This is a genomic window from Bradyrhizobium sp. 159, assembly GCF_023073795.1.
Lineage (GTDB): Bacteria > Pseudomonadota > Alphaproteobacteria > Rhizobiales > Xanthobacteraceae > Bradyrhizobium.
Map to the genome: position 1 here is coordinate 151,977 of NZ_JADPKE010000050.1, position 12,685 is coordinate 164,661.

Sequence of the window (12,685 nt, forward strand, 5' to 3'; positions counted from 1 at the left end):
AAGGCCGCTCTTTGATACCCCACTCAAGCGCCACCTAATTGTTGATTGAGGCGTAAGCAACGTCAGACTTAGCTTATGAGCGTCAAGACTACTACTTAGGGTTTGCCGGATTGTGTTCCGGCTTTTTTTATGAGGCTTCCATTGGCGGCAGATAACATGGAAAAGCTCAGAGAAATTTATATCTTCGTGGCCTTTTTAGTGGGTGTCGGCTGTCTCCTGCTGGCAGCTTTCCAAGCCTGGTCAGGCAACATGAAGTCGGCGGCCGGTTTGGGAACGGCTTTTGTGGTGTGCGGGATCTTCCTATTCTGGTCGCAGATAAAAACGTTCAAGGTCTGGGAGGTTCAAGTCGAGCTTCGTGAGACGTTGGATCGAGCCGAAGAAATTATCGGAAGGGTGCGAAAGCTCGCAGCGATAAGCGCCCGTGCAAGCTATTTGACGATCGCATGGGCAACCGCTTGGGCACGCCCACCGCGGCGGAGAAGCAGGCCGTACTTGATGACATCGATGACCAGCTTGCTGAGCTGAAGGTTACGCCGGACGAGCGGGCGGTCATCATTCGCCCTTGGCTGAAGATGATCAAAGCAGATTTCTTCTTTCTCTATACGAGGGTAATTCGCGGAATCGCCACCCTCAAAAACAAGGAACTCGTCGCTGCGATACACGCCACAAATGGCCAAAAAGCCAACGAGGCAGCAATGGCTCATTCGAACTTGATCACGCCGTGGTCAAAGAAGACCAACGCCGACTTCAGGGCTATGGACCGGTTGGGAACAAGACTTTGGTGGAAGTCATCGACGAATGGATGCCGGAGAAGGGAGGGTGGTTGTCGGACAAAGAACTCGCGGCGGTCGCTGTATTCAAGGCTGAGCTTCTAAAACAGGCCGCAGATAGCGAGAAGAAGGGTGGCTACACCCGCGAGGCTGCGAACTACTTCGACGCTTTGTCGAAACTTGAGACCGAGAAGTCTCAAGAGATTTGGAACGCATCGAAGAAGTAACGGATAATTTTCGCATGCGCCCCTCATTTCACACGGCATCTCGCCGAAATTGTCTTTGCCGTCGAGCCCTTCCCCCCTAAACTCCCGACCCCACCGGCACAGGTTCCGACGGGCCCGGTAGCAGCGGAGTCAAGTTATGCCCAAACCGGAAAGCTTCCCGATCGAGAAGATCTTCGTTCCCACGAAGCAGAAGAAAGCCATCAAGCCCGAGGTCGTCGGGGAGATCGCCGAAAGTATTCTGGACATCGGACAGCAGGCTCCCATTTCCGTTTGGCGCGACGGAGACCGCCTCGTTCTAGTCGAGGGACTGCATCGGCTCGAAGCCTGCAAGGCGCTCGGCGAGACGACCATTCTCGGCGTGGTCGTCACAGTGGAGTTTGCTGAGCACAAGCCCCTGCTCGCCGAGCGACCCGAAGTCGAGGCAGAGCGTATCAAGATGGCGCGATTGAAACAGTTGCGCCTGGAGAAAGAAGCCGCGGGGGCATCGACGGCTGCCTTGAAGGGCGCTGGCGCAACGGAAGCGCCGCGCAGCCGTCCGACGAAAGGCGACCGCGACAATTCGAGGGCATCGCAGGGCCGGACTGCGAAAGCGAAACCCAAGACATTGTCGGACTGGATCACGCAGCAAAAGGGCAGCGGCGGCCGCTATTGATGGCCGGGATTACAGCGAGATTGAACCAAATGCCCCATTATAAATCGATCAGTTCGTCGTCGTTCTGGGGCATCGATAGCCGCAAGCCGCGGCTATCTCTCCTTGCATTACCGCGATCCTCTCACGCCGCTTTCGCCTGCTCCGGCGACGCCGTCTCCATCGCGCGCATGTAGAGATCGAGCAGGCTTTCGCGCTCATCGCGCTCGTTCTTATCTTCCTTGCGCAGCTTGATGATCTCCTTGAGGATTTTCACGTCGAAGCCTTCGCCCTTGGCTTCCGCGAAGACTTCCTTCTTCTGTTCGCTCAACTCCTGCATTTCGCTGTCGAGGTTCTCGATCCGCTCGACGAAGGAACGGATCTTGCCGCCGGGAATGGTGATGTCGGACATGGTGCCTCCTCGCTGACTGAGGTCGCGAAAATGACCGCAAAGAAATAACCAATGTGTTAACCTCGCCGCCGCCCACATTGCCCTGTGGAAAAACGCCGAGAGAGCCGTTCCATGGCCGAGCTTCGCTTCGATGACGGCGCCGCCTATGAGCAGGTGATGGGAGTCTGGAGCCGTTCGGTCGGCGAGATCTTTCTCGCCTGGCTTAGGCCACCACAAGGGCTGCGCTGGATCGATGTCGGCTGCGGCAATGGCGCGTTCACTGAGCTCATTCTTGCACGCTGCGCGCCCAGCACCGTGCAGGGCATCGATCCGTCCGAGGGACAGCTCGCGTTTGCCCGCACGCGACCCGGCGCGCGCGGGGCCGTGTTTCAAACGGGCGGTGCCATGGCACTGCCCTTTGAGGCGGAAAGTTTCGATGCCGCAGTCATGGCATTGGTTCTCGTGTTCGTGCGGATCCCCTCGAAAGGTGTCGCGGAATTGGCGCGCATCGTTCGTCCCGGCGGCCTCGTTGCGACCTACATGTGGGACATGCTGGGCGGCGGATTTCCGCTCGATCCGATCCTCGATGAGATGTACGCGATGGGGCTGTCGCCGACGCGTCCGCCGCATATGGAAGTGTCCACTCTAGCGGCGCTTCAGGGCCTTTGGAGCGCGGCGGGCTGCAGCAGATCGAGGCCCGCGAGATCACCGTGCAGCGGACGTTTGCGGATTTTGACGAGTTCTGGAATGTCGAGACGAAGGCCCCCTCCACCGCACCCGTGATCGCGGTCATGCCGGCGGCCGACGTCGCCGCACTCATGCAGCGCGTGAGGGCGCGCCTGCCCACTGATGCGGACGGCCGCATCACCTGCAGCGCCCGCGCGCACGCGATCAGCGGACGTAAGCCGCGCTGAACATGTGGGGAAGCAGGAATTCCTGTGACAACCCGCAGGAATCGCGGTGACAGTGCACTAAATTCGTCCGCCATCGCCGCCCTGCCGAATCTGCGGCTCGATTCACGCTTGGTCGGTGTCAATTAAGTGCACTGTCACCGTAATTCATGCGCCGGAGACGCTAGCGGCCTCGCTCCGCCCGGCTCCCGAGCCCGCCATAATTTTTCCTTTGCACACGCGTTGTGTTGGACAGCGGCGAGACCTATCCTTCCAGTGATCGGACCGCCTCCCATTGACGCCCGACCGGATGGAGAGCGAAACGAGCGACCCCAACCCTGATACCCACAAGCCTGATGCCGACAAGCCTGACACCGCCAAGCCGGACGAGGCGCGCGCCGACGGCGGGCTGGCGCGAGCCTATGACCGGATCAAGAGCGCAGAGGAAGACCTTGCGCGGCTGGACCGGCTGGTTTCCGGAATGGAACGCAACAGCGAAGGCCAGCGGGCCTCGCACGCCAGGGCCGGTGCGACGGCAGCCGCAACTTCCGAAAGCAAGGCGCTCGCGCCTGATGCCAAGGTTCGCGATCACGGCTTGAAGGGAGACCGGACCATGGTGCGCGCTTTGGTCGGCCTGGTGCTGGCAATCGGCCTTCTCGGTGCCGCCTTCGCGTCGCAATATCGCGATGAGGCCAAATCGATCAGCACGTCGATCATGGCACGATGGGTTCCGTCGGCCGCGAGCAAGCCCCCGCCCGCGGTGGAAAGTCCGGCGCAGCCGCCGGCAGTGCAACTGGCTGCTGCGGATGAGTCGAGCCCGATGCCCGCGCCGCCGATAGCTAAGGAAACGGAAAGCGCCCCAAAGCCTGGCGCCACAGCGCCTGACCCGTCATCGTCTGATCTTGCGCAATCGCTCAAGGCCATCACGAGCGAGCTTGCGAGCATCAACGGGAAGCTTGAACAACTGAAAAGCCGCAACGAGCAGACCCAGCGTGAGCAGGCCGACACCATTCAACAGCTCAAGGCGGCGCAGGAGAAGGATGCCGCGGACAATGCGCGCCTCGCCGCGCAGGTCCAGGCGCTGCAAACGCAACTCACCGCTTCGTCCGCGTCTGCAGCCGCGAAGCCCGTCGTGCGAAGCGTGACGAACAACGATGCGGCTGCGCATGCCCGGCCGCACGTATCAGCGGCCGAACCCCGACGGCCCAGACCGCCGCGAGGCCCCTGGATGCCTCCGCCGCCCTACATGGTCGAACCTTACGGCTATCCGGATTGGTGAGCCCGCAGGGCGGGCTTTTTTCCCGAAGGCGCGATTGGATTTGAAGGTCCAGAACACCTTGTATGACACGCTGTGCCGGCGATCGTCGTCCTCGATCGCGATGCCGGAGTACCTGTGCTGCGCTTCATGATCCGGTAGCTTCGACCGTGGATGTCAGAGAGGATGCGATTCCGAATCCGTTGACGGTCTCCGCCTTGCTGATGTTGACGCCATGGAGCCGCGAGCGAAAGTGCGCAGCGGTTTTCCGCAAAGATCATGCTCAAACAAATAGCCTAGATTGCATTAACCAAGTCCATCATCTGCGCTGGTCGCACTCCCGAAACGGCATGCCAAAGAAAAGCAAGCGCCTCCTCTCTCGCCTTCGCAAGCTCCGGCGAGGCGCCCGGTGGATGCGCAAGACGTTCGTGCGATCACCGCGGATGGTTCGGATCGCGGCTGGCGTCGCAATCCTGCTTGCGGCCATCGCGCTTCTGAACATGGCCTATCAGTTGATCCGCAAGCCGACCGAGTTGTTCGTCCTTCTCGGACATGCCCTCGACAAGGAGCCGGCGGAGACGTGGGCGAATTACGGGTCGCTCTTCCGCACCTATTCCACGGCTGTCGTCACGCCGGAATTGCTGGCTGCGCTGGCGCAGGTCGAAAGTTCCGGCAATCCCGTCGCGCGCACCTATTGGCGCTGGCGATGGAGCTTCAATCCGCTCGCGATCTACCGGCCGGCCTCCAGCGCCGTCGGTCTCTACCAGATGACCGATCCCGCCTTCGCTGAAGCGGCCCGGTTCTGTGTCCGCGGCAACGCAGTCACGGAGACGGCTTGCGGGTTCAACAGCTTCTACATCCGCGCGATCCCGAGCCATGCCGTCGAGCTGGCATCGGTGTATCTGGACCGCCAAGTGGCCTTGGTTCTCACCCTCGCGGGCGATCTCAAGGCAGGCGCGCAACAGAAGCAGGATCTGGCCGCCTTCATCCATCTCTGCGGCGCAGGTCCCGCCACAGCCTATGCGCGCCGCAAGTTTCAGATGCTGGCCGGCGAGCGCTGCGGCGATCACCTCGTCGCAAGCTACGTCGCCAGGGTCAACGCGATGAAGCGGCAGTTTCAGCGCCTTGCGGCGGATGACGGCGATTAGATGATGCGTTTCGCAGACCGTAGGATGGGCGGAGCGACTTGTCCGCCGTAACTCGACGAGCGGAAGCGATACTAACGACGCTGCGCGCGACGACGGGTTTCGCAAGAGCTCGACCCATCCTACGAACTACGCTCTACGCGCGCCTCACCGTATCTCGCTCATCGTCACCTGTCCGGCGATCCCGCTCAACTCGGGCTCTTGCGGCGCAAGCTCCTCGTCGGAAGACGGGCCTACCGAGACTTCGGCCATTCTACGCTTGACCTGTTCGCAAGTCTTGCGGACGTCCTCGGTGAACAGCGCGCATTCTTCGATGCGCTTGAAGATCCTCCGTCCCTCTTCACGATACCCCGCCGCCGTCTCTCGCATGAACGCGATCGCATCATGGACCTGGGCTGTCAGCGCCTCGCATTTGTGCGCGGCGTCGATCAACTCGGTGCCCATGGCCTCGATCTCTTTTGCAGCAGACTCGTAGTCGCGGATGACCGCCTCTGCACTGAGCGCGCCGACGCGCGACACGCCCGCGGTGTGCTCGACGTAATCAGGCAGAGCAATGGAAGTAATAGAGCTTCCCGAGCGTACCGACGCAATGTCCGCTTCGAGTTGGACCAGATTCACTCCGTCCCGTCTGCGCAATTGTTCAACACTTGCCATGATTGATCCTCCCAATACGCACCCCGAACCCTTAACAGCATTGGGTTTATTACGGGGATAAATGTCATTCTACCTCAATGAATCCTTGACAGTCTCAGGTTTGCCATTTTCCTAATCGCTGACGTCGCACGCAGCGATGTTGAACCTGGACGTGCTCAACCTGTTCTGATCGCGGGTGGCGGAGATGGGAGGTGCGCAGGGACTCGAGCTGTCGAGCGAGAAATAAGCGGTTGTGTGAGCGTGGCCCGGAGCGCGCGTGGCGAAATCCGGGTGTTGTGCCCGCGCATGCGGCGCGCGGCCTATCATCGGCCGGCGTTTTCCGCCGACCGCAAGCCGGTCAGTTCTGCGTCCGTCGATGGCCGATCACCACATGCCGCAGAATCTGATGGTTGTTCACCACCAGTATGGCCACCGCCATCCCTCATAGCGGACCCACGACGAAACCAGTGGCGGGCCGTATGGATCGACCCGGTCGTCTTCAGGACGATAGCGATATCGTGGAACGATATAGTAATCCCACGGCGTTGGCCTGAGCACGGGCGCCGTGACGATAAGTCTCTGCTGGGGTTCACGAACGACTTGCGCCTTCCGCGCCCGGGCTTCAGCACCTGACGTTCCAAGGCTGCACAGCACCAGGGCCGTTCCGAGCGCACACGCGGCGGTCATTGTCTTCATGCGTTGGCCTCCTTCCCGCCAGAGTGCGCAAGGACGCAAAGCAAGGCAAGCCTAATTCGTTTTCGACCTGCTCGAACGCCCGCTGCCGGCTTTGGCGAATCCGGCCGCTCCGCCACCAGCCGCCTACTCCCGCGCCCGACGCACCGCCTCCTCCAGCTTCATCCTCTGCTTGTCCCACCGGCTCTGCTCCGCCTCCGCACGTTCATCGAGGGCAGCCCGCTCGGCTTCGATCTCTTCGGTGCGAGCCTCGTGCTCGCGCCTCGCCTTGTCCAGCGCCGCCTGCGTGCTCGCGACCGCCTTGTCGCGGCGTGCGCGCTCCTCGGCGCGGGCGGTCTCCTCTTTCCTGCGCTCGGCTTCGCGCCGCCGCTCTTCCTTCTCGAACGCCGCGGCGGCCTCGCGCGCCTGTCGATCGTCAATCTTGCGGGACGGTGTCTTTGCCGTCTTGGCCGGACGCTTGCTTGGCTTGGGTTTACGTTTCGGCCTGGCCTCGCCGTCGCCGAGGTCAGTCGGCAGTTCGGCGCTTTCGGTGAACGGGCCGTCCGAGCCGACCGGACGCCTGAGCACAACCCCGGGGCTTGCCATGGTCGCGGCGACGATGTCGGGGTCGTCGGTCTCTTTCGCCACACCTTGATGGAACAGGTTGGAGCTGGCGCCCCACGCCTCCAGCGCTGCCTTCATCGAGGGCGCGGCGACCGCCTGGTCGTAGAAGCCGAGCGAAGTCTGATAGGACTTCAGTTTTCTTTTGAGTTTTTTTGGCATCTCGCCCCACGGCCTGGCGACGCACCAGCTTCCGTCGCACCGGCGCCATCATGCCAGTCTGCCCCTGTTTTGCCCGACGAGTCAAACTCTATTCGGGATCGCCGAAGTCAGTCCGGAGCATCGGTGGCACGTGCCCTGCTCGCCCGATGGGAAAAATATTCGGACTCGCAGAACTCTGAAATCCCTCATGTTTTCTACTGTGCATGGGGTTGTTTTCACAACTTTGCTTTGACCGGCCCCGCCCCGCTCGACCTAAGCCCCGAGCAGCGCGTCATATCCGCGCTCACTGAAAGCCAGCAAACAGAAGCCGTGCCCGAACGGATCGGCCAGCATCGCGATCCGCCCATAGGGCGCATCGCTTGCGACAACCTCGAGAATCGCGCCGGCGCGCAGCGCGCGTTCGACGGCGGCATCGACATCATCGACGACGACGTCGATATGCACGGGCGTCCAGTGCCGCGCGTAGCGGCGGCGATCGCCGCCGGCGCCCATTGTGCCGGCCTGCTTGGTGAGCAGATACACCGGCGCCGGCCAGCCCAAGAGCTCGACGAAGTCGGCGCCGAAGCGGCGGCCGACCGTCAGGCCGAATGCTTCGGTGTAGAAGGTCGTCGCTTGCGCGACGTCGGGGACGTCGATGTTGAGGAGGAAGGTCATGATGGACTCGTTGCGCGGTTGCGCAGCGAGCGTAGCCCGAATGGAGCGTCGCGCAATCCGGGATGGCGCCGCAGGTGCAGTCCCGGATTTCGCTTGCGCGCCGGGCGACGGTCTTACGGGATTTCGTACACCGACACCTTGTCCGCGATCCCGCTCAGCGCGACGCTGCGACGCGTCGGGTTGAGGCCGCCGGCCTCCAGCAGCGTCCGCGCCTCGGCGTTGTCGACCACCGCCTCCGTGACTACGATCGCGCGCGAGGCGGCGAGGCTCTGGATGCGGGAGGCGATGTTCACGGTCTGGCCGAAATAATCCTGCTGGCCGTTGAGGGTGACGGCGAGGCACGAGCCCTCGTGAATGCCCATCTTGAGCAGCAGGCCTTGGTGCTGACGCTGGGCGCCGAGCTCGCTCATGGCCTCGCGCATGCGGATCGCGGCGGCGATGGCGCGATCGGGGGTCTCGAAGGTCGCCATCACGGCATCGCCAATGGTCTTGACCACCGCGCCCTGCTCGGAGGCGATGATCTCCTGCAGCAGGCGGAAATGCTCGTTGACGAGATCGAAGGCAACGAGGTCGCCGACATGCTCGTAAAGCCCGGTGGAGTCCTTCAGGTCCGAGAACAGGAAGGTCAGGCTGAGAATCTTGAGGCGCTGGCCGATCGCGAGCGTATCGGTGCGATAGAGATCGCGAAAGGTCTGGTTGGTGAGCAGGCGCTTTGCGGTGAGGCTCGGCTTGCGCCGGGTCAGGAGATCGTCGAGCCGCTGGTTCATCACCCACACCGCCGGCAGCACGCGGCCGTCGGTGCGGTTCTCCAGCGTCAGCCGCAGCGGTCCCGGGCGCAGGATCACGGCGTCGACCGGGACCTCGGTCCTGTTCAAGATCAACGACAGGGTCTGGCGCTCGGCCGTCTCCTCGCCCTTCACCTCGATGTACTGCGCGGTGTGGGTCACGGGATCGAACACGATCAGCATGCCCGGCTGCACTTGCAGCGAGAGAATGGCGCGCTCGCCCGGCGGCAGGTCGACGGATTCCAGCGTCAGCTCGCGAAGCAAGCCGTCGAGGTCGGGCGGAAGCTCGATCGCCGAGCTCCAGAACACCTGGCGGTAATATTCGGCAAGCGGCAAGTCCTCAGCATTGTGCGCGGCGATCCTGCGCACGCGCGGGCTGACCGCGAAGGTCACCTCGACCAGATTGTCGAGCGTCGTCTCATAGCCGGCGGCGCAGAAGGCGCAGTGATATTGCGGGCTGTTGACCGTCTTCAGGCTCTTGTTGGCCGAGAGCACGCCGGCGCAGCTCGGGCACATCACGCTCCAGGTCATCTCGAGGATGCCGAGCCCGACCGCATGCAGCAGCCCCGCGATCACCTGCTCTTCGCCGAGATTGGCCATCCTTGCCAGATGCAGCGCATTGATCTTGCACAGGGCATGGTCCGGCCCCTCCCGCACCATGCGCTCGAGCATGTCGACGACGGGCGCGTCGGCCGACTGGCGCAGGACACCGAACAGGATTTCGATCTCGCTCATGCCGTGATGTTACATGGAAGGGGGTGACGCGGACATCCGCTTTCCGATTACCTATGCCGGGTAAGGAGGAGCGCAAGCCATCGTCGTCAATTGCTGCGTCACGATGATGGGAGTTTGCCGAGCCCGGCAAAGGCCGGATTTCCCTTGTTTTCCCCATCCCCGCCGCTATCGCTTCGCGCGCCCACCAAGTGGTCGGTGTGACCGAGCGCGATTGCGGTGGCGTTGCCCTGCGGCGCGATCCATTCGGCGTCATCGGTGAACAGCGCCGCGATGCGTGCTGCGTCGCGGCCATCTGGCGCGGCTGTTCGAGCGCAAGGTCGGCGCCACGCCGCATCCGCTTGCCAAGACGCTACGCGTGCAACGCGCCAAGCGCCTGCTCGATGCCGGTGATCACACTATAACTGAGATCGCGTTCCAGGCCGGCTTCGGCAGCCTGCGCCGCTTCAACCCCGCGTTCGCCGAGCTCTACGGCCGCTCGCCGTCGAGCCTGCGCGCGCGTCCAGTTTCGTCGTTCATGGTCGCACGAGGGGGCGGATGGCGCGCGCGGCGAGACCCGCCTGCCCTTCATGCGATGTCAACTCAGCGGGCTGCGCCCGTCGTGACGTCCGCGGTCTTGACCTTGCGGGGGCTGAGCACCTTCACTTGGTGCGCTGAAGCAACCGTCGTGGGCGCCGCGACCTGCTGCTCGACATGGGCCGCACCGAGGACGCGCACCTGCAAGGGCGAGACCGGAAATCCGTTGGCCTCATAGGTCGGCAGCTCAGCGGCGAAAGCCGAAGTCGCGCCCGCGATCGTCAGGACGGTGGCGGCGATCGTCAAAGTCTTCTTGTTCATTGGTGATGCTCCTGATGGAAGATTCAGAGCACATTTAAGCGCGTCATGCTGCATTGCGACATCCGCTGTTGCATTGCAACAGCGCACGCAGCGCATGGCGATATGCTTAATGCGTACAAAGCCTTGGCCGAATCACGCCGGCCGGGCCATCGCGCTTTGCGGGCGGAGGTCAGCCGCCGAGCACGTTGCCCCAACCATCGAAGAGGTAGGCCTTCCAAGCTACGGTTCCATCCTCACGTGGCCGGCTGGCCTTCCGGTAGTCATCGGCCTGTTCGGCGGTCCAGGTGATGATCGTGTCGGACAAACGATCGTGCAGGATGGCGGGCTCGGTGGGATCGAAGTCGTCCATGGGACGAAGCGAGGAATGCGTGCTCATGGGCCGATCAACGCACGGCCGTGCGCAAAGTTGCCGCGAAGCGTCAGGGCGTCTTGTCAACAGCCGATCGCGAAAGCCCCTCACCGCCTATTTCAGCGCGGTCGCGAGCGATTGCAGTTTTGCGACAAGGTTGGTGCCGAGCGCATAGATGACCTCGATAATCGCGAATGCGATGCCGGCCGCGATCAGACAGTACTCGATCGCAGTGGCGCCGGATTCATCGGCGACGAATTCGGCCCATTTGCATTTCAACTTCACTGACGTGCCTTCCTATTGCTACCAGAAATTGCGGGCGCGCGAAAAGTGCCTTACGGCAATCCAAGATTGAGTAAATACGGATCACTCAATTTGAAGACAAACCGGCTGGTTGCGGATTTTCCGGCGAAGCCGCACATGGAACCGCCAGGGAACCCGCGTTGCAACTTCGCAACACCTCTTCGAAAAGCCCGTTTTCGTTGATTTACGCCATTGCGCCGCCACACCCTCTTCCGAACAATTGACGCGCTGCGTGCCTTTCCGTGCAAGACTGTTTGCATCAAGTCTGTTTGCATCATGACTGTTCGAACAAGACTGGTTCGAACAGAACGTTTGGAGGCAGGGATCATGAATGATCGGCGGTCTCTTCTTGTGGCGGTCTCATGCCCCTCGGCCGTTCTCGCTGCTTGGCTGGTGCTCTCCCTGTCGGCCTACGCGCCAGCGCTTATCGAGAACAGCGGCGCCAATGCGGCTGCCGTCTCGCGCGCGAAGGATCTCGGTCGCCTCGACCTCGCCGACGTCCCGCGCGCTGCGACCATCGAGAACGGTGTCGCCTTGACCGCCGACATTGCGGCGGCTGCGGCGAGCCTCGTAACGGTCGAAGCGGCAGCCACGCCGGAGGCGGAGGTACCTGCCCCCGCCGTCCAGCTCGCGTCGGCCGATCCCGCGCTGATATTGTCGGCGGAGCCGCCCGCGCCTCAAATTTCGCTTGAACCAGCACCGAGCGTCAGCGAGGCTCCGCCTGCGCCGGCGCCAGAGCCCTTCAAACTCGCATCTGCCGATCCGACCGAGATCGTGACCACGGACGCATTGTCCCCCGCCACGATCGCGAGCGGATCCGCCCCCGTTGCAAGCAAGGCGTCGCCACCCGCGGACACCGTCGCCGTGCTCGACGAATGCTTCGTCGTGGACGCCTGCATCGATCGCTATCTCTGGGCGCTCTACCAGCGCACGCCTAAGGAGGATTCGATCAAGGTGCAGGAACGCCGCGCCGTCACCGTCAAGCGCAAGGGCAAGACGGTGACCGTGATGCGCAGCTTCACCAAGCTGGTCGACGAGGATTTCGGCTGGAAGGATCCCAAGGCGGCCGAGCATGCCGGCATGTCGATGATGGATTACGTCATCGGCGGCATGGACAAGAGCTTCAAGCGAAAGCTGTTTCGGACGCTGCTCGCCGCCGAAGCCGCCGGCCTCTCGCCGGGCATCACCAGCGCGTTCCGTGACGATTATCGCCAGTCGATCGCGAGCGGCCTGAAGGCCGCCTCCGACCGCTCCTATCACGGCGGCAGCACGCGTGGTGGTTACGGGCACGGCATGGCCGCCGACATCGTCAGCACCCAGGGTAGCAATCGCGCGCAGCGCTGGGTCTCGACTGAAATCCTGTGGAAGTGGGTCGATGCCAACGGCAAGGCATTCGGCATCGGCCGGCCCTATCTCGGCCGCGATCCGCCGCATGTCGGCCCGATCGACGGCCAGGAATACATCTCGCGCCGGGGCACGGCGGAGCGCAAGGAAGCCGCCAACGCGAAGCCCAGCAAAGTGCGCGCTGCGGCCCACGCAAAGCCGCCCAAAGCACAGGCCATGCGTGAGCAGAAGAGCCCGGCAAAATCGCAGAAGGCGGCGCAATCGGCCGGCAAACGCGCGACCTGAAG

16 protein-coding genes and 1 pseudogene are annotated in these 12,685 nt (G+C 62.7%); 9 read left to right on the forward strand and 8 right to left on the reverse strand.

Features of this window, described 5'->3' with window-relative positions; genetic code table 11:
* Nucleotides 1–156: 156 nt before the first annotated feature.
* The 3 genes from IVA96_RS13265 (at nt 157) to IVA96_RS13275 (ending at nt 1,649) form a co-directional block, all read left to right on the forward strand.
* Nucleotides 157–525 carry a hypothetical protein gene (locus IVA96_RS13265; protein WP_247417701.1) on the forward strand — a complete coding sequence of 123 codons (369 nt, stop codon included), beginning with the start codon at nt 157–159 and terminating at the stop codon, nt 523–525.
* A gap of 196 nt (nt 526–721) precedes the next feature.
* Entirely contained in the window at nt 722–997 is a 276-nt protein-coding gene (locus tag IVA96_RS13270) for a hypothetical protein (protein WP_247417703.1), read from the forward strand.
* Nucleotides 998–1,133: 136 nt separating this feature from the next.
* Nucleotides 1,134–1,649, forward strand: coding sequence for a ParB N-terminal domain-containing protein (locus IVA96_RS13275; protein WP_247417705.1), 516 nt, complete (start codon nt 1,134–1,136; stop codon nt 1,647–1,649).
* Between the two features lie 121 nt (nt 1,650–1,770).
* Here the strand turns inward: IVA96_RS13275 and IVA96_RS13280 are convergent, their stop codons facing one another.
* A complete protein-coding gene (locus IVA96_RS13280) occupies nt 1,771–2,037 on the reverse strand; it encodes a DUF2312 domain-containing protein (protein WP_025575662.1) in 267 nt (88 codons plus the stop codon).
* A 156-nt stretch (nt 2,038–2,193) separates the two neighbouring features.
* Here IVA96_RS13280 and IVA96_RS13285 point away from each other — a divergent pair, with 156 nt between their 5' ends.
* The 4 genes from IVA96_RS13285 to IVA96_RS13300 all read left to right on the forward strand — a co-directional run bounded on the left by IVA96_RS13285 (nt 2,194) and on the right by IVA96_RS13300 (nt 5,309).
* Complete coding sequence (locus tag IVA96_RS13285; RefSeq protein ID WP_247417791.1) at nt 2,194–2,799, forward strand: class I SAM-dependent methyltransferase; 606 nt, start codon at nt 2,194–2,196, stop codon at nt 2,797–2,799.
* On the forward strand, nt 2,682–2,930 hold the full coding sequence (locus tag IVA96_RS13290) for a hypothetical protein (RefSeq protein ID WP_247417800.1): 249 nt from the start codon (nt 2,682–2,684) through the stop codon (nt 2,928–2,930). Before IVA96_RS13285 ends, IVA96_RS13290 begins: the two co-directional genes overlap by 118 nt.
* A 286-nt stretch (nt 2,931–3,216) precedes the next feature.
* On the forward strand, nt 3,217–4,185 hold the full coding sequence (locus IVA96_RS13295) for a hypothetical protein (RefSeq protein WP_247417794.1): 969 nt from the start codon (nt 3,217–3,219) through the stop codon (nt 4,183–4,185).
* A gap of 326 nt (nt 4,186–4,511) precedes the next feature.
* Nucleotides 4,512–5,309, forward strand: a complete 798-nt coding sequence (locus IVA96_RS13300) for a transglycosylase SLT domain-containing protein (protein ID WP_247277263.1) — start codon at nt 4,512–4,514, stop codon at nt 5,307–5,309.
* 144 nt (nt 5,310–5,453) lie between these two features.
* Here the strand turns inward: IVA96_RS13300 and IVA96_RS13305 are convergent, their stop codons facing one another.
* From IVA96_RS13305 to IVA96_RS13320, 4 genes are all read right to left on the reverse strand, one after another.
* Nucleotides 5,454–5,960, reverse strand: coding sequence for a hypothetical protein (locus IVA96_RS13305; RefSeq protein ID WP_247277264.1), 507 nt, complete (start codon nt 5,958–5,960; stop codon nt 5,454–5,456).
* Between the two features lie 798 nt (nt 5,961–6,758).
* Nucleotides 6,759–7,394 (reverse strand): cell envelope biogenesis protein TolA, encoded by a 636-nt coding sequence (locus IVA96_RS13310; protein WP_247417707.1) that lies wholly within the window; start codon nt 7,392–7,394, stop codon nt 6,759–6,761.
* A 252-nt stretch (nt 7,395–7,646) separates the two neighbouring features.
* Entirely contained in the window at nt 7,647–8,048 is a 402-nt protein-coding gene (locus IVA96_RS13315; RefSeq protein ID WP_247417709.1) for a VOC family protein, read from the reverse strand.
* A 113-nt stretch (nt 8,049–8,161) separates the two neighbouring features.
* Nucleotides 8,162–9,568, reverse strand: coding sequence for an adenylate/guanylate cyclase domain-containing protein (locus IVA96_RS13320; protein ID WP_247417711.1), 1,407 nt, complete (start codon nt 9,566–9,568; stop codon nt 8,162–8,164).
* 289 nt (nt 9,569–9,857) lie between these two features.
* Between IVA96_RS13320 and IVA96_RS13325 the strand changes: the two are divergent.
* Nucleotides 9,858–10,067 (forward strand): annotated as a pseudogene (locus tag IVA96_RS13325) (helix-turn-helix domain-containing protein); the annotation flags it as partial.
* A gap of 80 nt (nt 10,068–10,147) precedes the next feature.
* On the opposite strand, the gene IVA96_RS13330 reads toward IVA96_RS13325, so the two are convergent.
* The 3 genes from IVA96_RS13330 to IVA96_RS13340 all read right to left on the reverse strand — a co-directional run bounded on the left by IVA96_RS13330 (nt 10,148) and on the right by IVA96_RS13340 (nt 11,036).
* The gene (locus tag IVA96_RS13330) at nt 10,148–10,402 is read right to left on the reverse strand and encodes a hypothetical protein (protein WP_247417714.1); all 255 of its coding nucleotides are present in this window, start codon (nt 10,400–10,402) and stop codon (nt 10,148–10,150) included.
* 169 nt (nt 10,403–10,571) lie between these two features.
* Nucleotides 10,572–10,778, reverse strand: a complete 207-nt coding sequence (locus IVA96_RS13335; RefSeq protein ID WP_247297183.1) for a hypothetical protein — start codon at nt 10,776–10,778, stop codon at nt 10,572–10,574.
* Between the two features lie 87 nt (nt 10,779–10,865).
* Nucleotides 10,866–11,036 carry a Flp family type IVb pilin gene (locus IVA96_RS13340; protein ID WP_247417717.1) on the reverse strand — a complete coding sequence of 57 codons (171 nt, stop codon included), beginning with the start codon at nt 11,034–11,036 and terminating at the stop codon, nt 10,866–10,868.
* Between the two features lie 345 nt (nt 11,037–11,381).
* Between IVA96_RS13340 and IVA96_RS13345 the strand changes: the two genes are divergently transcribed.
* Complete coding sequence (locus tag IVA96_RS13345) at nt 11,382–12,683, forward strand: hypothetical protein (protein WP_247417719.1); 1,302 nt, start codon at nt 11,382–11,384, stop codon at nt 12,681–12,683.
* Nucleotides 12,684–12,685 lie beyond the last annotated feature (2 nt).

What these genes read in the sequence shown, in the direction of transcription:
- IVA96_RS13345 (WP_247417719.1), top strand. Translation starts at nt 11,382, where the DNA reads ATGAATGATCGGCGGTCTCTTCTTGTGGCGGTCTCATGCCCCTCGGCC.
- IVA96_RS13280 (WP_025575662.1), bottom strand. Translation starts at nt 2,037, where the DNA reads ATGTCCGACATCACCATTCCCGGCGGCAAGATCCGTTCCTTCGTCGAG.
- IVA96_RS13335 (WP_247297183.1), bottom strand. Translation starts at nt 10,778, where the DNA reads ATGAGCACGCATTCCTCGCTTCGTCCCATGGACGACTTCGATCCCACC.
- IVA96_RS13305 (WP_247277264.1), bottom strand. Translation starts at nt 5,960, where the DNA reads ATGGCAAGTGTTGAACAATTGCGCAGACGGGACGGAGTGAATCTGGTC.
- IVA96_RS13310 (WP_247417707.1), bottom strand. Translation starts at nt 7,394, where the DNA reads ATGCCAAAAAAACTCAAAAGAAAACTGAAGTCCTATCAGACTTCGCTC.
- IVA96_RS13275 (WP_247417705.1), top strand. Translation starts at nt 1,134, where the DNA reads ATGCCCAAACCGGAAAGCTTCCCGATCGAGAAGATCTTCGTTCCCACG.
- IVA96_RS13265 (WP_247417701.1), top strand. Translation starts at nt 157, where the DNA reads ATGGAAAAGCTCAGAGAAATTTATATCTTCGTGGCCTTTTTAGTGGGT.
- IVA96_RS13320 (WP_247417711.1), bottom strand. Translation starts at nt 9,568, where the DNA reads ATGAGCGAGATCGAAATCCTGTTCGGTGTCCTGCGCCAGTCGGCCGAC.
- IVA96_RS13285 (WP_247417791.1), top strand. Translation starts at nt 2,194, where the DNA reads ATGGGAGTCTGGAGCCGTTCGGTCGGCGAGATCTTTCTCGCCTGGCTT.
- IVA96_RS13315 (WP_247417709.1), bottom strand. Translation starts at nt 8,048, where the DNA reads ATGACCTTCCTCCTCAACATCGACGTCCCCGACGTCGCGCAAGCGACG.
- IVA96_RS13330 (WP_247417714.1), bottom strand. Translation starts at nt 10,402, where the DNA reads ATGAACAAGAAGACTTTGACGATCGCCGCCACCGTCCTGACGATCGCG.
- IVA96_RS13300 (WP_247277263.1), top strand. Translation starts at nt 4,512, where the DNA reads ATGCCAAAGAAAAGCAAGCGCCTCCTCTCTCGCCTTCGCAAGCTCCGG.
- IVA96_RS13295 (WP_247417794.1), top strand. Translation starts at nt 3,217, where the DNA reads ATGGAGAGCGAAACGAGCGACCCCAACCCTGATACCCACAAGCCTGAT.